Annotated in this window: 24 protein-coding genes and 1 riboswitch; of the genes, 17 read left to right on the top strand and 7 right to left on the bottom strand. The window is 41.9% G+C overall.

The window, feature by feature from the left end:
* The first annotated feature begins 167 nt into the window (after nt 1–167).
* Nucleotides 168–320: a DUF3231 family protein gene (locus tag ACY8D0_RS16905; RefSeq protein WP_462411692.1), complete on the top strand. Its 153-nt coding sequence runs from the start codon at nt 168–170 to the stop codon at nt 318–320.
* A gap of 312 nt (nt 321–632) precedes the next feature.
* Here the strand turns inward: ACY8D0_RS16905 and yiaA are convergent, their stop codons facing one another.
* Nucleotides 633–1100 carry an inner membrane protein YiaA gene (gene yiaA, locus ACY8D0_RS16900; RefSeq protein ID WP_462411691.1) on the bottom strand — a complete coding sequence of 156 codons (468 nt, stop codon included), beginning with the start codon at nt 1098–1100 and terminating at the stop codon, nt 633–635.
* Nucleotides 1101–1346: 246 nt separating this feature from the next.
* Complete coding sequence (locus ACY8D0_RS16895; RefSeq protein ID WP_462411690.1) at nt 1347–1865, bottom strand: hemerythrin domain-containing protein; 519 nt, start codon at nt 1863–1865, stop codon at nt 1347–1349.
* A 228-nt stretch (nt 1866–2093) separates the two neighbouring features.
* On the opposite strand from ACY8D0_RS16895, the gene ACY8D0_RS16890 reads away from it, so the two are divergent.
* Together ACY8D0_RS16890 and ACY8D0_RS16885 are read left to right on the top strand one after the other, a co-directional pair.
* Entirely contained in the window at nt 2094–2417 is a 324-nt protein-coding gene (locus tag ACY8D0_RS16890) for a BC1872 family protein (RefSeq protein WP_462411689.1), read from the top strand.
* Between the two features lie 148 nt (nt 2418–2565).
* Nucleotides 2566–2671, top strand: a riboswitch (SAM riboswitch).
* Between the two features lie 79 nt (nt 2672–2750).
* A complete protein-coding gene (locus ACY8D0_RS16885; RefSeq protein WP_462411688.1) occupies nt 2751–3074 on the top strand; it encodes a hypothetical protein in 324 nt (107 codons plus the stop codon).
* A gap of 38 nt (nt 3075–3112) precedes the next feature.
* On the opposite strand, the gene ACY8D0_RS16880 is transcribed toward ACY8D0_RS16885, so the two are convergent.
* Genes ACY8D0_RS16880 through ACY8D0_RS16865 form a run of 4 tightly spaced genes read right to left on the bottom strand, consistent with a single transcriptional unit; the run spans nt 3113 to nt 4146 of the window.
* On the bottom strand, nt 3113–3346 hold the full coding sequence (locus ACY8D0_RS16880; protein WP_462412485.1) for a hypothetical protein: 234 nt from the start codon (nt 3344–3346) through the stop codon (nt 3113–3115).
* 27 nt (nt 3347–3373) lie between these two features.
* The gene (locus ACY8D0_RS16875) at nt 3374–3610 is read right to left on the bottom strand and encodes a hypothetical protein (protein ID WP_462411687.1); all 237 of its coding nucleotides are present in this window, start codon (nt 3608–3610) and stop codon (nt 3374–3376) included.
* Between the two features lie 8 nt (nt 3611–3618).
* The gene (locus ACY8D0_RS16870) at nt 3619–3879 is read right to left on the bottom strand and encodes a hypothetical protein (RefSeq protein ID WP_462411686.1); all 261 of its coding nucleotides are present in this window, start codon (nt 3877–3879) and stop codon (nt 3619–3621) included.
* A gap of 33 nt (nt 3880–3912) precedes the next feature.
* A complete protein-coding gene (locus ACY8D0_RS16865; protein WP_462411685.1) occupies nt 3913–4146 on the bottom strand; it encodes a hypothetical protein in 234 nt (77 codons plus the stop codon).
* 179 nt (nt 4147–4325) lie between these two features.
* Here ACY8D0_RS16865 and ACY8D0_RS16860 point away from each other — a divergent pair, with 179 nt between their 5' ends.
* The 14 genes from ACY8D0_RS16860 (at nt 4326) to ACY8D0_RS16795 (ending at nt 20296) form a co-directional block, all read left to right on the top strand.
* Nucleotides 4326–4799, top strand: a complete 474-nt coding sequence (locus tag ACY8D0_RS16860; RefSeq protein ID WP_462411684.1) for an Hsp20/alpha crystallin family protein — start codon at nt 4326–4328, stop codon at nt 4797–4799.
* A gap of 34 nt (nt 4800–4833) precedes the next feature.
* Nucleotides 4834–5646 (top strand): hypothetical protein, encoded by an 813-nt coding sequence (locus tag ACY8D0_RS16855; RefSeq protein WP_462411683.1) that lies wholly within the window; start codon nt 4834–4836, stop codon nt 5644–5646.
* A 94-nt stretch (nt 5647–5740) separates the two neighbouring features.
* Nucleotides 5741–6904, top strand: coding sequence for a YecA family protein (locus ACY8D0_RS16850; protein ID WP_462411682.1), 1164 nt, complete (start codon nt 5741–5743; stop codon nt 6902–6904).
* A gap of 115 nt (nt 6905–7019) precedes the next feature.
* Nucleotides 7020–7262 (top strand): hypothetical protein, encoded by a 243-nt coding sequence (locus ACY8D0_RS16845; RefSeq protein WP_462411681.1) that lies wholly within the window; start codon nt 7020–7022, stop codon nt 7260–7262.
* A 174-nt stretch (nt 7263–7436) separates the two neighbouring features.
* The gene (locus ACY8D0_RS16840) at nt 7437–8414 is read left to right on the top strand and encodes an alpha/beta hydrolase (RefSeq protein WP_462411680.1); all 978 of its coding nucleotides are present in this window, start codon (nt 7437–7439) and stop codon (nt 8412–8414) included.
* Between the two features lie 154 nt (nt 8415–8568).
* A complete protein-coding gene (locus tag ACY8D0_RS16835; protein ID WP_462411679.1) occupies nt 8569–8964 on the top strand; it encodes a YkvA family protein in 396 nt (131 codons plus the stop codon).
* A 178-nt stretch (nt 8965–9142) separates the two neighbouring features.
* On the top strand, nt 9143–10348 hold the full coding sequence (locus tag ACY8D0_RS16830) for a quaternary amine ABC transporter ATP-binding protein (protein WP_462411678.1): 1206 nt from the start codon (nt 9143–9145) through the stop codon (nt 10346–10348).
* Nucleotide 10349: 1 nt separating this feature from the next.
* Entirely contained in the window at nt 10350–12077 is a 1728-nt protein-coding gene (locus tag ACY8D0_RS16825; protein ID WP_462411677.1) for a glycine betaine ABC transporter substrate-binding protein, read from the top strand.
* Nucleotides 12078–12354: 277 nt separating this feature from the next.
* Nucleotides 12355–13719: a type I glutamate--ammonia ligase gene (gene glnA, locus ACY8D0_RS16820; protein WP_462411676.1), complete on the top strand. Its 1365-nt coding sequence runs from the start codon at nt 12355–12357 to the stop codon at nt 13717–13719.
* A gap of 175 nt (nt 13720–13894) precedes the next feature.
* Nucleotides 13895–15079 (top strand): M1 family aminopeptidase, encoded by a 1185-nt coding sequence (locus ACY8D0_RS16815; RefSeq protein ID WP_462411675.1) that lies wholly within the window; start codon nt 13895–13897, stop codon nt 15077–15079.
* Between the two features lie 127 nt (nt 15080–15206).
* The gene (locus tag ACY8D0_RS16810; protein WP_462412484.1) at nt 15207–15971 is read left to right on the top strand and encodes a TatD family hydrolase; all 765 of its coding nucleotides are present in this window, start codon (nt 15207–15209) and stop codon (nt 15969–15971) included.
* A 234-nt stretch (nt 15972–16205) separates the two neighbouring features.
* Nucleotides 16206–17483, top strand: coding sequence for an L-lactate MFS transporter (locus ACY8D0_RS16805; RefSeq protein ID WP_462411674.1), 1278 nt, complete (start codon nt 16206–16208; stop codon nt 17481–17483).
* 221 nt (nt 17484–17704) lie between these two features.
* Nucleotides 17705–18676 carry an aldo/keto reductase gene (locus ACY8D0_RS16800; protein WP_462412483.1) on the top strand — a complete coding sequence of 324 codons (972 nt, stop codon included), beginning with the start codon at nt 17705–17707 and terminating at the stop codon, nt 18674–18676.
* A gap of 186 nt (nt 18677–18862) precedes the next feature.
* Nucleotides 18863–20296 (top strand): MDR family MFS transporter, encoded by a 1434-nt coding sequence (locus ACY8D0_RS16795; protein ID WP_462411673.1) that lies wholly within the window; start codon nt 18863–18865, stop codon nt 20294–20296.
* 66 nt (nt 20297–20362) lie between these two features.
* On the opposite strand, the gene ACY8D0_RS16790 is transcribed toward ACY8D0_RS16795, so the two are convergent.
* Nucleotides 20363–21613 (bottom strand): MDR family MFS transporter, encoded by a 1251-nt coding sequence (locus ACY8D0_RS16790; protein ID WP_462411672.1) that lies wholly within the window; start codon nt 21611–21613, stop codon nt 20363–20365.
* Between the last annotated feature and the right edge of the window lie 568 nt (nt 21614–22181).

Here is a 22181-nt window from a genome sequence, read left to right as displayed (position 1 = left end):
TAATGTAATTATCAGGAGGTCACAAAATGGAAGTACGGTATGAAAACAATAACTTAACTTCTGCCGATTTGTCATATTTATGGACAAGCTACATGGCAGAAAGTATGTCCATTTGTGTGAATAAATATTTCCTTTAAAATATCGAGGATGAAGAAATAAAAGTCTTTATGGTCTATGCCGGGCGGGGAAACTACGGGGTATCCATTTCTGAAAGCCAAAGAAGTGGTTTAGTCGTGGAATATGCCAGGTTGAGTGCGGAAATACTGAAATATTCTGAGGATGGGGCAAACATCATGATGGCAAACGAGTGGTTGGATTAACCACCATAAACAAATCGACCGCAGCGATCTAACCGAAGGAAAAAAAGTATTGTATTCGGATATAACCTGAGAGATTCCTATTAGAAGATTCCAGTAAACGATTTCGATTTTTAAGGTACTCTGTTGACTAGAGCGGAATGTGTTCAACTCCTGCGGAAGTACGGGGCGGAAATCAACAGCCATCTTTAAAAGACCTTTTGGAAAATAAGCAATCTCTACATAAAAAAAAGGCAGGATTCCTGCCGTTCGATTTTTTTTATTCAAGTATACATCTGAAAAGGGGTACGCCCTGATAAAAGTGCAACAACTACTTCAATCTCTTTCTCTTGCTTTCTGAGTATCCCGTATATTCTTTTGAACTGTTATGGCTGCAAATATACTAAGTACAAATGACATTCCATAAAATCCTTTTTCACTTAATACAATGCTTCCTGCATTGTATAAACCGATGGCCATTAATGCAACAGATACAATAAGTGCAAACCAACTAATCCCATAATAAATATTCGTAACCGGTATACCTTCATCCTTATCCCTTACAGCTTTTTGTAAAGAAACGGATGAATATAATCCAAATATTAAAACGGCAAAGTAATATCCTTTTTCGTTCAATTGCATCCCTGCGTTATACAATCCGATGAGATAAGCCGTAACACCAACCAACAGCGCGGCCCAGGAGGCACCTTTGAAAGCGGGTGTCGGCTCTCCCTCTTTTCTTTCCACTTTCATTTTTGAATTATTTTTTCCTTTATCGAATAAAACCTCATTTTCGTTTGACATTCGAATGTTCCCCCTTTGTTTTTTTATCTATAAAGAGCACCACAGTTACGCTGTTGTGCTCCTGTCTAAATCTATTATATAGAAATTTCTTACAAAGGATAGAGAATTTTGCATAAATTCCAATTGCAATTTTTCAGTACTGATCGGGAAACTTTAAAAAGGCGCCCGATCCGTACTAGTGTTAAAGTTACAAATTACACAAACAACCCAATCTTTTAATAGATTGGGCTGTTAAATAGGGTAGCGTTATTCCGAAACTTTTTGGTTTAGGGCTTCTTTTTCCTCGTCGGTTAGCATCCGCTCGGCCATTGGATATAGGACTTGTTCTTCTTTGGCGAAGTGGCTTAAGAGTGTTTCGTAGGCACCTTTGATCAAACTGGAATTATTAATCTGTTCTTCAACAGTCAGTGCTGCTGGGGTTTCGGCACTTTTTAGAAACTCTTGAATATACCCTCTCGCCTGTTCGTGTTCGTACTCCATCACGGCAATCGGGCCGCCGTTTTTGCCGAAATATACTTCCATCATCCGGAACAAAATGTCTTCCTCACGTTCGGAATGGAATTCAAGGTCTGTAAAAAAATGTTGTACTGCGGGAACGAGTTCCGCAAAGGCATTTCCATGTGGCTCTTGTTCAACTTGATTACATAACGTAAATAATGCTTCTAGGCTGCTCCGTAATGGAGTATGTTCGCTCACTAATTTATTTAAGCCCTCTGACAGTGTGACCGGGCTGTTACAGAATAATCCGCTGTGACATCCTTGCATTGGAAAAATCCCCTTTCGAAATTACTACTATAACTATATAAAAAACGTGGCTAATTTATTGTGACCTAAATCACTAATAAAACAATTTTACAAGGAATAGCGAACATAAATTTTTTTATTGAATTTTTCAAAAAAATGGCTGGAAATTAATTTTTTTCTGTTATATAATTCATATAAATAATTTAAATTGTTATATAACACAATGGATGAAACGAAAGGGAGAAGGATATGGTGAAAATTGATGCGATTGCAAGACGAATATTGGGTTGGAAATTAAACAGATGGGATCGCTGGTATGATTATGAAACGGGGACATTCATCCATGATTCCGAGTTCCAGCCAGAGCATAACCTGGCTCACGCTATGATGATTGTCGATAAATTGGAAGCGTTGGGATACTCCTATAAAATCAATGGGCCATCAAGGGTGTGTTTCAATGATATTTGTGCCACCGGCAATACATTGGAACAAGCGATTACCAATGCCGCCTATTCTCTCATCGAACGGAATTCGTTGGGCTTTGGTGCCAACGTATGGCGGAAGATGTGCTAAAACTTAAATCTAATTCTTGGCTGTCGTGCTTAAAAGGCAGCCGTTTTTTGTTTTATTCTAAAAACAGGAAAGAGCAGCCGGTCACGAAATCTTATGTCAAAGTTATTGTTAAATCTCTAATTTTTATAGTAAAATAATACTAATTAAATAGTTATCTAGAGTGGCTGAGAGAACTGGTTCGATGATGCCACAGCAACCTGCACAAAATGCAAGGTGCTCCCACCAGCAAAGCTTGCAGCTTTGGATGATAAAACGGCCAAAACCCCTTTTGCATCCATCGTAGGAGGGTTTGTTTTATTTTACTGTTGAAAATAAAAAGGAGAAGTGGAACTCATGAACATTAGTGGATTTGCCCGGGGGTTAATGTCTAAAAATTATAATCCAGAACGGTTTCTGCTGCATGTCGCCAATTGCGTCGAGGGTCAACTGAAAGAATGGGATGAAAAGTTTGAAGTGATGGTTCTAAAACTAAAAAAATATGAAATAATTATCAGTACTGATGACGAGGATTATTATATTCCGCTTCCTGACGAGGAAATTGCTGCCTTGCAGCAAATGGGGGCCTTTGCACTGGACCATCGAATTTGGAAGGAACTAGAGGACCAAGGGCTCTCGATTGAAAGGGGCCATGGAAATTATATTGACTATGTGTTATAAAAACAAAGCATGCAGGCCTGATTCAGACCTGCATCCTTCTATATAACACTATTTTTAATGGTATTGCTGTCTGTCCCGTCAGGATCAAACACGAAAGCAGTTGGGACATTAATCGGGGACAGGTCGCCATTTTGCTCCCCAAATGCCTGATTTCGTTTGTACGAAATAAATTGGTCCACGAGTTGCATCGGACCCATGTTTGTCACGGAACCGTTGTCCATCGTGTTAATTTTAAATCCCAGCAGATTGATCGCCATTGGTGTAATAAAAATCAACTGATTCACCCCTTTTATGATGCATCATATTATGCTGTTCTTTACGGTAGGGCTGTCAATCAAATCCATATCCGACACGCCGGAAAGAGATAATAGGTTCGGAGACAAGTCGCCGTTTTGCTCCCCAATCCCTTGGTTCCTTTTATAGGATACAAACAAATCAATGTGCTGGCTGGGGCCTAAATTCACCACGGCTCCATGGTCTATCGCATTCACTTTAAACCCCAAAATCGTAAGCGATACCGGTGCAAACAGCATCATGTCACCCCTCAAGGAATCGGTATAATCGGTATAGGAGACGAAGCGAAAGAAGAAGCGGAATCGATTTGGTCTCGGTCATCGACACCGCTGCGTGTCCCGAGAAAATGGCTTCCATCGCCCATATTCTGGCCAAATCCTTGGTTCTTCTTGTCTGAATTATGCCACTCCGCCAACAGGTTTTGGCCCACATTAATGGCCGAAGCGTTCTCAAATGAGTTGACCTTGATAATGTTGATATTGATGTTAATGTAGGGAACGGGTCCGGTCATGTAATTCCTCCTTCATCTCTGGCGCCAATCAACTTACAAATTTTTTTTAACAGAATAAACATCCTGGGCATCGTTGTCCACCGTGGAGTGGATGGAGAAAGCCCTTAAGGTTTTGTCGGCGAGCTGCTGGCCAAATCCTTGGTTTTTCTTAGCAGAAACACTCCGGTTGATTTTAATGGTTGAAGAAAAAGACATTGAACTTAAGTGGTCGATATTATTCAGCTTCAGTCCTTTAATAGTGATATTTGAAGGCAAAAAAATCATCATCCATCCAATCCTTCCGAGCCTGTTTTTACAGACTATGCGGCTGGCAAATGATTTATGTTAAGAAACCGAGAGGAAGTCCGACCGGAAACACATGAATTTTTTTCTAGAAGAACAAATATGATGTAATAATAGACTTTATGAGTACGAGCTTTGTCTGGTTGCAGAGGGGGGAATCCATCATGGACATGAAGCACCTTATGGAATGGCTGGAATTGGCAAAAAAGTACCAGACAGGTGACTTCTGGAACAGTATCTTTGAGCAGGCCTCTGTGAACGATTTTATAAAAGAAGCTTCAGATGCCACACCGTCACAGGGTTCCCAACGCCAAGCCGGCCAGGACGGAAGCTTTCCTCCAACCGATATCTACTTGACGGAAGACGAGGTCCTTATTGTTTGTGATTTGGCAGGTTATCGCAAAGAGAATTTGCAATTGTCATTGTCAGGAACCAAGCTTTATTTAAGAGGTTCCAGCCGCCAGATGAATGCAGGTACGCCAATCCTTCAGGAAAGACATTTGGGTGATTTTCAGCGCGCCATTGAGTTGCCGGAGCCGGTCTATTCGAACCAAATGCAGGCAAAATTCCAAAATGGCCTGCTTTTCATTTCCTATAAACGGGAATTTAAAAACGAGGAATATGTAAATATTGAGTAAGGTCCCATAAAATAATGAGGGACGGAGATCGGGAATGGATATGAAAAAATTTTTTAAGCAAACCAATGAAACCAATCCGGAGCAACGGGAAAATTCAAGAATGAACACACTGGAGGTCCAAGTCAAGCAGTTGCTCCAATTTGAAAAACAGGCCCGGCCCTTGTTGCTTAAGCTGAGCCGGCAAGAGGAGGAGAAGCGGCAGGCTCCAACCGGCCATGAAACGCTGACTGGGAATAAGGAGTATGAACATTTGCTTCGGAAAGTGAATCACCTGGAACAGGTTGTCCGGCAAATCAAGGTCATTCCACTTTCCCGGAACGAAAATCCGTCCAATCGTGAGGAGCATCGTGATGAGGCCGAACAATCTGCCATCCGTGCAAAAATTGCCGCTTTAGAGACTAACTTTTTATTGCTAAATGAGGTACAAGCCGTCATCCTAAAACAAATTGCCGGCCTGTCCGAAAAACTGGAGGAAGGGACGAAACAGCCCAGTGGCACGGAAGACATCGAATCGAAGCCGGAGCCGCTCTTTAAGACCCTCTATATCGATAAGTTATTTCTGGATCGGTATGAACAAAACAACAATTTTGCCCAGCTGGGAATCAAGGAATTGAGCGGTGCTCTAAATATTGGGGCGACCTACGGCAAAGATGTGGTGCCTAAAGAAGTATCCGAACAAATTCAGGAAGATGTCGCGCAAATGAAGGCAATGAAAGAACAGATGTACCAAAAGCAATCCAGCGGGCCAGTATCAGAAACGGAACAGCAAGGAAGTTTTACTGAAGAAACGGATTTGGAATTTACAAACATCCAAATAGTGGAGGAATCTTCCCATGAGGAATCCTAATCAAGGGCTGGTCATTCGTGAAGTCCTTTTTTTCTGTTTTTAGGATGTGATAAACTTACAATTGAATGAGCGCTTAAAGAAGGGAAATTATCTTATGACATTTTTAGAAAAAATAAAGCCACACCTTACGAGCAACGACATTTTAATCCAACAAACGGTCCTTTATGCCCTCCATGATTATCCAAACGTACCAGAAGCGTGGACCGTTGCTTTGCTCAAGGAGGCTTTTCAAAATAAAGAAAAGCTGGAATCGGTTTTGGTTTATGTGGACCACCAGAAAATAACTGAAGAGGCACTAAACGTGCTGCTTGAAAATATCCCAAATATGGACAAGAACCTCACCCATTTGGCCATCGATTTGTTAAGATCTGTTGAGGTGGAACTGGCGCTTAAATATAAGGAGCAGCTGAACCGCTACTTTACTAAGGATACATGGGCTTTTTATGAGCTCATTGCTGCGGGCACAAAAGAGATAGTACTGCAAGAATTTGCGCAAACCGTTGATTCGCTGGAGAGCGCACATGAGTTTCAGCATAAAGCATTTGTGAAAGCGAAAAAACTGGCAAACAGCATCGTACATAACGGCTGGATAACTGGGGACGAGATCGACAAGGTGATCCAGGAAAATCTTGAAGAGCAATGGTTTTCGTATGAGGGAATTTTGTCGGTCTATATGATTGGATTAATGAAGCTGGAAAAATACATTCCAATGCTGGCAAGCTTGTTAAACCGTGATGAGGATGTTCTTTTGGAAGAAGTAGCGGACGTGTTGATCCAATTCCAATCGGATGTGGTGGTAAAAGAGGTTGCTCCATACTTGAATCAATCAGAGTCCATCATTTATGCCAGTTCTGTTGTCGAAAACATCAAAACGGACTTTGCCGTCGAGGCTTTACGCGAGGCCTACCGGTCAACCGAGGAGCTGGATGAACAGGATATGCTGATTGAGGCGCTCTGCCACCAGTTCTCAAAAGAGGCATTGCCGGAAATCTCCGCTCACATGGATAAGGAATATTTCACTAATTTGGTGGATATCGAACAGGTGGTATACAGCTATTATTCCATCATCGGGGAAAAGCATCCTGATATGGAGTTTTGGAGACAAGCCGCGCTGGAACAGGAAATGGAATTTAAGGAGGAATCGGAACAAGGCGGTCTACTGCATAACTTTCCTGTGAAAAATGAAAATAAAATTGGTCGTAATGACCCTTGCCCATGCGGAAGCGGCAAAAAATATAAAAAGTGCTGCGGGAAATAATAACTCTCGATGTTGCTAAAAAATACGTTCACAATGGTTTCATTTTTGTTCTCAAGGATTCGGTGGTTTATATGGTATCTTAAATATACAAAAAGATCCTTGGAGGATGATTGATTTGAGTTGTGGATGTGCATCAAGACTAAAAGATGGAAAAGCTGTCGTCGACCATGTAAAAAGCAAAGGGAAAGAAAACCAAGCCCCATTAGTTCCACATGAGATTCAATGTGAATGTGGTGAAACGTTTACCTTGGAAACTGTTATTATGGACTGCCCAAAATGCGGCATGACCTATGCTGTTACCCCTTGCGGATCTGACGATATCAACAATATCAAAAAAGCGGGCGTACAATACGCATAATTTTTATGAAGAAATCAAATAAAGTTTGGGGCGATGTACAGATGTACATCGTCTTTTTGTTTTTTCAATCCCACCATTATTAGGTTGATGACGTGAACGGTTGCGGGAACAATAACCATATGGTATTCTATTTCTCTATTAAACTAGTAATAAAGATGGATTTAGGCAAGGGGAATGAACGTGAAACGGAAATTAATCATCATAGGGATTGTGGTCATTATGATACTGGCGATTGGGCTCGGAATTGGCGGCAACTATTTTTATAACGTCGCGATTAAGCGCAGTGCGGACGCACCTGACTTGCATGGAGGGGGAAGCAGTGCTGTTGCTGCTAGCATAAAGGCGACGCCTGAACAGCAGGCCAGAACCGCTGAACTGCTCAAATGGACGGAGCAGCAAAAGTTTGAAATCGTCCAAATCCATTCTTATGACGGGTTAACCTTAAAAGCCCGGTTTTTGAAAAATCCCAACACCAACGGGAAAGCTGTTATTTTGGCCCATGGTTATCGGGGCAGCGGTGAGCAAATGCAAGGAATTACCAAGTATTATTACGATTTGGGTTATGATATCTTAAAACCGGACGCCAGAGGCCATGGGATGAGTGAGGGCGACTATATCGGTTACGGCTGGCATGAACGCAAGGATTACGTAGGGTGGGTAAATTTTTTAATCAAGGACAAGCAAGAGGATCAGATTTTCCTTCATGGATTCTCAATGGGAGCGGCAACCGTTCTGATGACTTCAGGGGAAAAGCTTCCTAAAGAGGTAAAAGGAATTATCGAAGACAGCGGATATACAACCGTCATGGCAGAATTGTCCCATCAATTAAAATATTTATACCATCTGCCTGCATTTCCCATCATGAATGTGACAAGTGCCATTACGAAAGTGCGGGCAGGATACTCGTTTAAAGAGGCTTCAGCACTCGAGAGCGTCAAGAAAAATAAACTGCCGCTGTTTATTATTCATGGAGACAAGGATGATTTGGTTCCAACAGAAATGGCTAAAGAAATTTACGAAACGGCCACAGCGAAAGACAAAGAGCTATGGATTGTTCCGGGGGCAGGACATACCGAAGCTTATACCATTGCTGAAGAAGAATATCAGCAAAGGTTAAGAACATTTTTAGACCATTCTCTTGATTTAAAATGAAAGAAAAATCAACCATGAAGGTGTGCAGTTTTTTTTGTACATCTTTTTGTTGTAATGGTTTAATAAAGAGTAATTAACAATTAAATAATAAAGAGAGTTTAAAACCTAATGAATGGGTTGTGTTCCCCAATTACGAAATAAGGAGAAAATCTGCATGGCGAAAGATTCTCAATTTGAAGATGGCTATAAAAAATACGAATCAAAAGCAAGCGAATACTTGAATGATAAAGAGAAAGCAGATGGCCTGTTAAAAGAAGCGATCCAAAAGGCCAATCAGAAAAAAGGCGCGTTAAGTAATGTTTGGGAAAAACTGCAGCTGCTGTTTGAGGTTCTCCGGGCATGGATTAAAGGGGACTACAAGGAAATACCAACCCGCTCAATCGTCATGATTATTGCGGGCATTTTATATTTTGTCTCGCCTGTCGATTTAGTTCCCGATTTTATAGCGGGATTAGGACTTGTGGATGATGCGACGGTCATTGGATTTATCCTAAAGCAAATTACAAAAGATCTTGAGAAATTCAAATTGTGGAAAGAACGTATAGAATAACTTTTAAAAGACGCTAAGCAGCGTCTTTTTTTTGTCTTTAACTTAGGCAGGTTCTTTAATTTTTTTGCCTATGATCATGCTCGGCCATTTTGGAAATTTGCAGGACTTAAGTAACATATAAAACGAATAATGGGTAAAAATGTATATGATATGGTCATTAATCGAATGAGGTGACAGTATGAACCCATACATAGAAGTCAAGGGTGTATCGAAAATTTTTGGCAATAACCCAAAAGCGGCAATTGAGTTATTGAAACAAGGGAAGACGAAGAAGGAAATTTTAAAAGCTACCGGACAGACCGTTGGGGTGAAGAATGTTTCCTTCGCCATCTATCCAGGTGAAATTTTTGTCATCATGGGCCTATCCGGAAGCGGGAAATCCACTTTAATCCGAATGTTTAACAGGCTGATTAAGCCAACAATCGGAGAAATCTTGATTGAAAATGAAGACATCGTCACCATGAACGACGCTCACTTGAGGCAGGTTCGGCAGAAAAAAATCAGTATGGTATTTCAGAATTTTGCCTTGTTTCCTCATCGAACCATTCTTGAAAATACGGAATACGGTTTAGAAATCCAAAACGTTCCCACTGAAGAGCGTCGCGAACGGGCCTTACGAGCATTAGAGGTGGTTGGGTTAAAAGGCTATGAAAATCAGTTTCCCAAACAATTAAGCGGTGGCATGCAGCAGCGTGTCGGACTGGCAAGGGCACTTGCCAGTAATACCGCCGTCATCTTGATGGACGAGGCCTTCAGCGCACTCGACCCGTTAATTCGGAAGGATATGCAGGATGAGTTGCTCGACATCCAAGAAAAGTACCATAAGACCATTATTTTTATCACCCATGATCTGGATGAAGCATTGCGGATTGGAGACCGCATTGCGTTAATGAGGGATGGAAGTCTCATTCAGCTCGGGACACCGGAAGAAATTCTCATGAACCCCGCTAATGAATTCGTTGAAAAGTTTGTGGAAGATGTCGACTTGTCGAAAGTATTGACCGCTTCCCATGTCATGAAGCCAGCAGAACGAGTCGGTGCCGATCGTGGGCCGCGGGTGGCCTTGGAAATCATGAGGAAGCAAGGATATTCCAGTATCTTTGTCGTCGGCCGGAATCGAAGGTTGTTAGGCGCTATTACCGCAGAACAGGCGCGGCAGGCAATCGCCCAGAACCAGCAGATTGCAGACGTGATGACAACCGATATCCCGACAGTTACTGGAGATACCGTATTGGCTGACTTGATGGACGAGATTGCCACTTCCAGTTTTCCCATCTCTGTAGTCGATGAAGAACACCGGTTAAGAGGGGTTGTCATTCGGGGCGCCGTCATTGGAGCTCTGGCGGGAAACAAAGATTCCTTGAACGATTTGGAGAGTGAATGACATGAAGGTGCCAAAAATCCCTTTAGGGAAATGGGTAGATGAACTGGTCCAATGGATTACCGTTGCCTTTGCCGGCTTTTTCAGTTTAGTAACCACTGCGATTGAGGGCCTGCTGGATATTATCGTCGATGTATTAGGCGCCGGCCCTCCGATTGTTTTAATTATCGTCTTAACCCTATTAGTTATTTATACCAGCAGATGGCCATTAGGGGTCTTTGCACTCTTGAGCCTGTTTCTGATTGACAACCTTGGCTATTGGGATTCGAGCCTCCAAACGATTGCGATTGTTTTATTGTCTGGGTTGCTTACGGTCATTATTGGAATCCCAGTTGGAATCTGGAGTGCCCAAAGAAAAACGGTGCATCGGATTGTAACACCGATTTTGGATTTCATGCAAACCATGCCGGCCTTTGTGTATTTAATACCTTCTATTTTATTTTTCGGCATCGGAGTGGTACCAGGAATTATCGCTTCGTTCATTTTCGCGATTGCTCCGACGATACGAATGACCAATTTGGGTATTCAAGAAGTCCCGAGGGATTTAATTGAAGCTGCCGATGCCTTTGGTTCGAGCAACAGCCAGAAATTATTCAAGGTTCAGTTGCCGATTGCAATGCCAACGATTATGGCTGGGGTCAACCAAAGTATTATGCTTGCCTTATCAATGGTCGTGACGGCATCATTAGTGGGGGCGCCTGGCTTGGGGGCCGACGTGTACAGGGCAGTGAGCCAAATCGACGTTGGACGTGGCTTTGAAGCGGGATTATCCATCGTCTTCATTGCCGTCATTCTTGACCGGATCACCCAAAACCTACGAAAGCCTGCCTATGAACATGTGGTTAAGAAAAAAATTGTCTTTTCGATTTTAGCTGTTCTGGTTATTATTACGGCCGTTGTGACAGGGATGACAAAAGAAACAGCTAAAAATAAAGATGGAAACGGTGTAGGTGCCCAAACCGATTATCAAATAATTGGAATTGAACCTGGAGCAGGGATTATGGCCCAGACGAAACAAGTGTTGAAGGATTATCAACTGGGTGATTGGAATCTGCAGGAAGGTTCATCGGCCGCTATGGCCGCAGAATTAAGGAAGGCGTATGACCAGAAGAAACCCATTATTGTTACTGGATGGTCTCCGCATTGGATGTTTTCCACTTACGATCTGAAGTTCCTTAAAGATCCAAATCAGACATACGGTGCGGTTGAGGATATTCACACGATTGTCAGAAAAGGGCTGGAACAGGATGCGCCCGGTGCGTATACCATACTCGACCAGTTTTCTTGGAAAACCGAGGATATCCAAAAGGTAATGGTGGATATTAAAGATGGAACTGACCCGGTGGATGCGGCGGATAAATGGATAAAGAACCATTCCGATATAGTGGCGGAATGGACCAAGGGCGCCGAATCAGGCAGTGGGGAAACCATTAATCTTGTTTATGTGGCGTGGGATACAGAAATAGCCAGCACCAATGTGATTGCCAGGGTACTTAAGCAGAAGGGGTATAAGGTAAAATTGAGCCAAGTGGAGGTTGGACCGATGTTCGCTGGTGTAGCCAACGGCAGTGCCGACGGCATGGTCTCTGGCTGGCTGCCAAGTACACATAAGGAATATTACGAAAAATATAAGGACGACATTGTCGATTTGGGTCCTAACCTTCATGGTACACAAAATGGACTGGTTGTGCCAAAGTATATGAAAATCGACTCGATAGAAGACTTAAAATAGTGAGGAGGACTGTCCTTTTTAGGATGGTCCTTTTTTGGCAAACGAGGCAGGTACCCAGGTCAAAACAATAACATAAAATTACATTTTTTTGTATATTTATAACAATTTATTTGAAACTACCCGGATTAACTGCGTATAAAATTGTAAACGCTTTCCTAAATATAATAAAAAATATTCAAAAAATATTCAAAAAAAGATTGTCAAACTATGAATTATTAAATATAATCAATCTATCAGATGTAACAAAATATAACATGGAATTGGAAGGTAACGTGACATGGGCGAAACATTAACTTCAAAAGCAACTTTATCAGCAGCTACTTTAGAACAGATTAAAGCAACTATCAATGAGAAAAGTGTCGAACTTTTACACTTGCAATTTGTCGATATTGAAGGGATTCTAAAGCACGTAACGGTTACAAGCGAACAGCTGGAAGATGTAGTAGAAGGGAAGATCATGTTTGATGGTTCCTCCATTAAGGGATTTTCACCAATCAATAATTCAGACCTGTACCTACAGCCAGACCTATCAACCTTTGCCGTGCTTCCTTGGACAGTTGAACAAGGATATTCTGAAGCTAGATTCCTTTGCTCTGTTACAAACCCGGACGGTACACTTTTTGAAGGAGATACTAGAAACGTACTAAAGAAAACAGTAGAACGTGCAGCTGACAATGGGTATACTATTTCAGTGGGACCTGAGCTGGAGTTCTTCTTATTCAAAACAGATGATAATGGCTATGCTACCCAAGAAATCAGTGATAAGGCCGGTTATTTTGAGCCATCACCGCATGACCTTGGCGAGCGCGTCCGCTTAGAAATCTATCGTGCTTTAAAAGCGATGGGCTTTACGATTGAGGCCTCTCACCATGAGGTAGCTGAAGGACAACATGAAATTAACTTTAAGTATGCTGATGTACTGACAGCTGCGGATCTTGCTACTACCTACAAATGGGTTGTCAAGACAGTGGCTAAGAAGTTTGGCTTGCATGCCACCTTTATGCCAAAGCCGGTATTCGGCATCAACGGTTCTGGAATGCACGTAAACATGTCTCTCTTTAACGGAAACGAAAATGCATTCTTTGACCCAGAAGATGCACTGCAGCTTTCAGAAAAAGCATACCAATTTATTGCTGGTGTACTAGAGAACGTCAAGAGCTTTGCGGCTGTAACGAACCCGTTAGTAAACTCTTACAAGCGTTTGGTACCAGGCTATGAAGCACCAGTTTATATCGCATGGTCTGCTTCAAATCGTTCAGCATTAATCCGTATTCCTGCCAAAAAAGGACTGGCTACACGTGTGGAGTTACGTTGTCCAGATCCATCCTCTAACCCTTACTTAACGTTTGCGGTTATTGCGTCTGCAGGTTTAGATGGGATTGATAAAGGTTTGGAAGCACCAGCACCAGTTAATGATGATATCTTTCATATGTCTGAAGAAGAAAGAGCATTCCGAGGCATTGAAAATCTGCCAGGAAGTTTAGCTGAAGCTGTAAAGGAACTGGAAGCAGGAGAAATTGCTGCGAAAACTCTTGGTGAGCACGTATATAACGAGTATGTCTCAATGAAAAAAGCTGAATGGGACAGCTACCGTACTGCAGTTCATACTTGGGAAGTCGAAAACTACCAATCTAAATTCTAATAAATAAGCGGGTATGGGGTTGTTTCGACTCTGTCCCCGCTTTTTTTTTTTTTTTTGGAACGGTTATTAGACTTAGGAATAAGAAGGAAATAATTGGTTCCTCCCGAATATAAATGAGTGGGAAATTTTTACTACTCATGTAAATTCCCGTAAATATATAAAGGGGGAGTAACCAATGAAGAAATTTTTACAAGCGGGGTGGATTTTTCTTGTTCTCTGCTTCCTATTAGCCGGGTGCAGCGATAAGGAGCAGGCAAAAGGAACGCCGCAAAAGAAAGAGAATAATGAACAAACCGTCAAAAAGGGCACACCCGAATGGACCATGCAGGAAATCAAAAAAGCCGTGGCCATGGAAGACCAAGAATTATTTATGAGCTATCAAAATAAGGAAAATAAAACGTTTTACAAAGAGCAAAAAAGATGGCTTGAAGAAGCCGTCTATCGGAAAAAACAAGGCTATGAAATTTCAGTGGAATTATACAGCTTCCACCAGGAAAACGACACAACCGGAACGGTCACCTTTGGTGTGATGATGAGTGACCCGAAGAAACAAGGAACCACCAACACGGTAAACTACCAGATGATTAAGGTAAAAGATAAGTGGGTTCTCAACGATGTGCCATTTGAAAAAATTTCAGACGAAACAGGGAATCTGACGGTCTATTACACAAAAGGGCAAGAAGAGCCAGCCCAACAAACCTTGAAAGATGCAGCAGATTTAGTTAATTTTTATGCCAAACAGTTTAATTGGAAACCAAAACCGATATCAATAAAAATCTATCCGTCTGTAAAAGAGATTTCCGCTACGGTCCCTTGGCTTAGTGTCGCAGGGTGGAATGAAATGGGTGAGTCCTTCAAATTTACCACGGAACAACAACAACCCAACATGTTCAGCTATTTGGCACATGAGCTAACCCACAAGATGGTTGGTGATCTGACGAACGATAACGCAACCCCATTCATACAAGAGGGGCTGGCGATGTATTTGGAAGGAAGCGTCTTACGGGATGCGTCAGGCACTATTTCCATTGATGCCAAATTGGCGGAGGAGCAGGCTGCCTTGGCGACCCAAAAGTCCAAAACTGTAAAAACAATCGATAAGCTTGGGACCTTGGCTGTCACCGACCAGGATATGACCCTGTATCGGGATGGGTTCCTGTTATCCAATTATTTAATTGAATCGAAGGGTATGCCGGAATTTACTAAAATGCTTGAATACTTATCAAAGAATAAGTATACCGATAAGCGCCTTGAACAAAAGATGGAAACTTCTCAGAAACGTACTTTGGAATCCTTAGAGAAGACATATGGACCTGTCGACAAGCTCTCAGAGGAATTTAAAAACTATTATGCGAATTAAATCATGAGCAGGTTGATTTTATAGTCGTTAGCACGAATGTGGAACACGGCATATGATGAGGCCGTGTTTCTTCATTGTTAATAAAAAAGTTAAACATGCACTCCTAAGAGGTGAATAGAAAGTGAAAATGATTGATGCCCATATTCATTTAGATCAATACAGCAATCAAGAAATTGCTTTGATTTTGGGAGATTCAGACATGATTGAAGCCTTGTTGTCGGTTTCATTTAATCTGGAGTCGTGTAAGCGAAATCTACAATTATCAAGAACCGATCAAAAGATAAAAGCTGCGTTTGGCTTTCATCCGGAGCAAAGTCTGCCGACTGAGCAAGAGGTGATTCGTTTGGCTGAATGGATGACGGAGTATCGCAAAGAAATGGCTGCAGTGGGAGAAGTGGGTTTGCCGTACTATTTAAGGCAGGATCAAAAGGTGTCGAAAAAGCAGTATGAACAATATATTGAGCTTCTTGAGATGTTTATCAAATTAGCGAAGGAATGGGACAAACCAATTGTTTTGCATGCCGTCTATGATGACGCTCCTCTAGTTTGTGATCTTCTTGAAAAATATTTGGTAACGAAAGCGCATTTCCATTGGTTTAAAGGAGATGAAAGCACGGTCGCTAGAATGATAGAAAATGGCTATTATATTTCAATTACACCTGAAATTGTCTATAAGAGTAAAATACAGAAGTTAGTCGAAATATACCCTTTAGAACGAATGATGATCGAAACCGACGGTCCATGGCCGTTTGAAGGTCCTTTTGCAGGGAAAATGACTCATCCTGCCATGATGAAGGAATCCATTTCAATGATTGCAAAAATAAAAAATCTCTCGGAGTTCGAAGTGGCAGAAAGACTGTTACATAACACCAGGACATTTTATAGGATATAAAAATTGAAAGTAAGACCGTTTCCTATTACGTGAGACAGTCTTGCTTTTTTTATTTCTATTTTTAAAAAAACGAACAATATTTATTCGAAATTTTTAAACGTTCGTGTTTGAAAGGATAAAATTACTTGATAGACATAAAATAATAGGATATTATTATCAAATAACAAACAATGTAAAGGGAGTGAAAATAATTAAAACCCTCGGGAATAAAGTATAAAAAATCTGTGGAATGGGATGAAAAATCAAATGAAAAATCGATGGCTAGTTGCACTTTCAGCAGTAGGTATCCATATTTCGATTGGCTCTGTTTATGCATGGAGCGTTTTTACAAAGCCGTTGCAGCAGCAAATGGGCTGGGGATTAAAACAAATTTCCTTTACATTTAGTTTAGCCATTTTGTTTCTTGGATTATCGGCGGCCTTTCTTGGCCACTTCGTGGAGAAGTTCGGTCCAAGAGCATCCGGAACTCTCAGTTCATTGTTTTTTGGGATTGGGGTTGCGGGTGCTGGCTTGGCGGTACATTTTGAATCGTTGCTATTACTCTATTTATTTTATGGCGTCATTGCAGGTATTGGTTTAGGGGTAGGCTATATAACGCCTGTCTCAACATTGGTTAAATGGTTCCCGGATCGGAGAGGCTTAGCAACAGGGCTGGCTATCATGGGATTTGGATTTGCGGCTATGGTCAGCAGCCCAATCATGAATCATTTAATAACTTATTACGGCATATCAAACACTTTTTATATCTTGGGCGGCTGTTATTTTGTGATTATCTTCTGTTCCGCCCAATACCTTGCTCCCCCTAAAGCAGGCTGGGTCCCTAAGGGCCTTGATTCGACGGAGGGTGTGTCTGGAAATAAAAGAATTAAGCCTGATCTAAGGCAATTAACAGCAAATGAGGCAGTTAAAACCAGGCAATTCTGGGCTTTGTGGTTGATGTTGTTTATCAACATTACCTGCGGCATCGCCATTCTTGCTGTTGCGTCCCCAATGGCTCAAGAACTAGTAGGCATGTCAACGACATCTGCAGCGACGATGGTTGGAATCATGGGCCTGTTCAATGGTTCCGGAAGGATTGTTTGGGCTGCGATTTCCGATTATATTGGGCGGCCAAATGTTTACACCTTATTTTTCGCATTTCAAATTGTCGCCTTCTTTGTTTTGCCTAATATGACAGTGGCAATCCTGTTTTCTATCATTGTCTATATGATTATGACCTGTTATGGAGGAGGTTTTTCCTCAATCCCAGCCTATATTGGCGATCTATTTGGGACTAAGCAGCTTGGGGCTATACATGGCTACATCCTGACCGCCTGGGCAGCGGCTGGTTTAGCGGGACCCATCTTTGTCTCATGGATCCGTGAAACAACAGGCAGCTATCAAGGGACGTTGTTAGTATTTTCGGGCCTGTTTATTGCAGCTCTAGTTGTGTCTGTTTTAATTAGATTTGATATTAGGAAACTGCGGTCTATGAACGAGTCAGGGATCGCGAATATGAAAGGTCATTATTAGCCAGTTAAAACACTTCTCTATATAAGGACCAAAGACCGGAACTCTTGTGGAAGGGATCCGGTCTTTTTTTAAGCGATTTTCCTCATTCTTGTCACACTAAGTTCAGCATATTGTTTAATTAATACTGTTCTGTGACACAGATGTGCGCTACAATACTGCAAAGAACTGAGTTTTTTAAACAGGTTGAAATCAGTAGGAATGAGGTGACGGTTGTGGGAACCATTACGAAGGCTTCACTAAGACAATTAGGCAATTCAGATATTGAAATTTCTCCATTAGGTCTGGGGACATGGCAATTTAGCAACGCTAATGGAATGGTTGGAAAGTACTGGCCGGCATTGCAACAAGAGGAAATGACGGAGATTGTCAGGCTCAGTCTTGAAGGCGGGATCAATTGGTTCGATACAGCGGAAGTATACGGGAAGGGAAAATCGGAGGAAGCGCTAGCAAATGCCTTAAATTCACTGGGTGAGGAAGCAAATGATGCGCTGATTGCGACCAAATGGTGGCCAGCGTTACGGACATCTTCTTCCATCACCAAAACAATCGATGAAAGACTGAAATTTTTAAAGGGAAGAACGATTGATTTATACCAGATTCATCAGCCTTTTTCGTTTTCAAGTGTCAGGGCTGAGATGGATGCCATGGCGGTTTTGTTATCAGAAAAGAAAATTCGGTCCGCAGGTGTCAGCAATTTTAATGAAGCAAAAATGAGGGAAGCCTTTGAAGTCCTGAAAAGCCACGGTTTCCCGATGGTGTCGAACCAGGTGAAATATAGCCTGCTTGACAGGCGGATTGAAAGAAATGGGGTTCTGGTTGCTGCCAAAGAGCTCGGCATCACGATTATTGCCTATTCTCCGCTTGAACAGGGCATCCTTTCCGGCAAATTTCATAAAAATCCCGAACTGTTGAAAAATCTTAATGGGCCGAGAAAGTATATGTCGAGTTTTAAACCGTCCGTCCTAGCCAGAACAAAGCCATTGATTGATATATTAGAAAAGTTGGCTGCAGAATACGGCGTATCGACAAGCCAAATTGCCTTAAACTGGCTGATTCACTTCCACGGAGAAACCATAGTGGCCATACCAGGGGCCTCAAAACGACACCACGCTAAAGAGAATATTGGTGCATTATCCTTTGAACTAACGAAAAAGCAAATGGATGAGATAGATCAAGTTTCAAAACAAATTTAAAAGTATCGGCCCGGGTCCAGACAAAGATCCGGGTCTTCGTTTGTTCCTCATTCGGAGATTTATTGCTTGACAAGGTTAAACATCTCCACTTACTATGATTGGATGTTCTCCAGTTCATATGAAAGGACGGAAAAGGGGATAACAATAAGGAGAACAATTTTTTCATGATTTGAGGAGAAAAGAAACATGTCACCAAAAACGACTAATCGAAAGATGGTAACCATTGCGATGCTAGTAGCGATTCTTTTGGTTGCCATTGATGTTACTGTTGTCAGTACAGCCACGCCGAAAATTGTCAGTGACCTTAGCGGGCTAAATCTCATTAGCTGGGTATTCGCCATTTATACACTTACCACTTCGGTAACGACTCCGATTTATGGGAAATTGGCTGATTTATTTGGCCGTAAAAAAGTTTTTATAACCGGAGTCATTTTATTTGTTCTCGGTTCCATGCTGTCCGGTGCGGCACAAACGATGCACCAATTAATATGGTTCCGTGCAGTCCAAGGGATCGGTGCTGGTGCCGTCATGCCGCTGACCTTTACCATAATTGGTGATCTCTTTCCTGGTGAGCAGCGAGCCAAAATGCAAGGAGTCTTTAGTTCTGTTTGGGGTATTGCCGGACTTCTTGGTCCTTTGGTGGGCGGATTCTTTGTCGACCAAGTAAGCTGGCGCTGGATTTTCTATATCAACCTGCCAATTGGAATTGTCTCACTCGTTTTAATCACAATCTTTTTCCATGAAACCCTTCAACAGAAACAGAAGCCAAAAATTGATTATCTCGGGGCAGCGGCCTTTACCATTGGGATTTCATCCCTCTTATATGCCTTGTTAAATGCGGGGGAAGGACAAAAATATGCCTGGAATTCTGCACCCATCTATATGCTAATTGCCGTTGCCCTCATCTTTATCGCGCTCTTTGGTTACATAGAGTCAAGAGCGGAGGAGCCGATGCTTCCGCCATCATTGTTCCGAATCCCAGTCATACTGGTTTCCAATATCGTCAGTTTTCTATCGAGCACTGTCGTGATTGCGGTCAACGTTTATTTGCCGATGTGGATTCAATCTATTCTGGGACATAGTGCCACAAGTTCTGGCTTTACTTTAATGCCGATGTCGATTGCATGGCCGCTGGGTGCAACCTTTGCCGGGCGCTATATGTACAAAATCGGTTCTAAACTGACTGCTGTTCTAGGTGCCATCTTTATTGCTCTCGGGGGAACTTGGCTATTGGCATTGGAACTGGGTTCGCCGTATTGGTATTTTGTCGGGATTATGATTGTGATTGGTCTTGGTATGGGTTACGCGACAACCCCAACTACGGTCCTTGTCCAATCGGCCGTTGGCTGGCAAATGCGGGGAGCTGCCACGGCTTCCAACACTTTCACGCGGTCGATTGGCCAAACAGTCGGAATCGCTGTATTTGGAACGATTTTTAATAATGCGATTATCACATACGGAAAAGATCATGCGGGCAGTGTAAGTCATGCAGCACTCTCCCAAGGGATGCATCTTGTGTTTATTCTGGTATTTTTTATTGGAATTGCCAACCTCATTGCGATACTCTTCCTGCCGTCTCACAGGAAGGTACTAGAGCAGCAAGAGCAGGTTCAACACTAAAGTGTTCAGCCGCCAAACTTTTTGGCGGCTTTTATTATTTTCCATATTGAGGTAAGTTATAATGTTTTAATCCGCTGAAGCTTCCTTCACAAAATACATCTTAAATAAGAGAATATATAACATGATGCTGATGAATGCCAAAAATAGGATAATGCTGAAGATTCCAATCGGGGGAACCCAGCTAGAAAGAAATACCGTTATCGGTGCCAAAAATTTTCCGATTGTGTTCTGCAAACTATCAGCTGCCATATATTGCCCTCGTGCATGCTCTGGGGCATAGCGGCTGATAAAACTTTGAGTGACGGGGGAGCGTACAATCTCACCAAAGGTAAAGATAACCGTAACAATAAACAAGAACCATATATTGGTGTTAAGGCCAACAAGGAATGTGCCAATTCCAGACAGCAGAGATGACAAAATGAATACGTTTCGTTCATTCCAGTGCTGAAACCATTTCGTTACGGGAAGTATAAACAGGACAAACAGCAGGCCGTTAAATCCCACTAACCAACCATATATTTCTGTACTGGAAAGCGTGAGGGATGCGCCATTCCATGCAAACAGTGACTGGGCAGGAACATGATGGATAATAAAGACAGGTAAATAGATATCTAGCTGCATAATCGGAATTAAAGAAAAGATGCCTGCAAAAATATAAATCAGGAATACTTTATCGTGTAATATGAGTCTGTAACCCGTCCAGTGTTGCTTGAATACTCGGGCAACGTTGCCAGTAGCTTTTTTCCCTTTCCCCGAAACAGGCAATGTTTCTTCCACTATGATATAAATGGCGATAAAATACAGCAGCATAACCAATGCGCAGGTCCATAGTAAGAATTGCCGATACTGAAAAAAGAAAATGGCACCAAGCGCAGGACCTAGGACCGCGCCAATGTTGTTGGCTGTCATAAAGGTAGCAAATACTTGGCGAAGCTGATCGGAGGGAACGGAATCTGCCACCATTGCAGAACTAGCAGGCCTATAGACCGCACCGCCCAATCCAATGCCAATAAACGAGATATAATCAATCCAGGGAGAAGGGGACACAGCGAAAAGTCCAAACATCATCATCTGAATCGAAGTACCAATCAGCATGACAGGACGTCGTCCGATTTGATCCGTTAAAGCTCCTCCAAGCAGGCTCCCGGCCATACTGAAAATAGGGGGGACCATCATTAGGATTCCCGCTATTCCATTTCCTAACATCCCGCTGAAATAGACCGTTATGAATGGAAAGTACATCCAAAAAAGCATGTTAAACAAAGCTTCACCCATTAACCTTATTTTCAAATTGGTACTCCATGAACGGATATGCACAACATCGCCTCTCCCGTAAATATCAAATTTTTGTAAGACCAGTGCCCTTGTAACTAAAACATTAGTATAAAATTAGATAAAGATATAGACTTATAATTAAGAATTGTTTATAATAATATTATGAAAATCGAATATAGGATCGTTTAGTTTGATTGTATGAAAAAACGAACATACGTTTCAATTTGAGGTAAGGCTCTTCCATTGGAAGGGCCTTTTGTGTATCTAGAAAATTTTGAATAAAACAGTAAGTGTGATGGCAGATAATACAATCAGCATGGTAAGTATACCCAGCATACACATAGTAAAATCAACCTAACATATGTAAAAACGAGTGCGAACGAGGAGTGACTTCTACGCACCATTCAATATTACTTTTGGCTTTGTTAACGATAATATTGATTTTTTCTCTGGTGATTAAAGCGGATAAGTTCGACTCCTGCAAGCCTGCAGGTTCGATGAGCGCCTGGAGAGTGTATCTACAGCCAAATTTAACCGAACCAAACTGTAACAAAAAATGGAGCAGGACTAATCCGCTCTTTTTTTTACTAGAACATAAAGCAGCTTGAAT

Source organism: Neobacillus camarae, from assembly GCF_054950115.1.
This window is presented reverse-complemented; position numbering and strand designations above follow the sequence as displayed.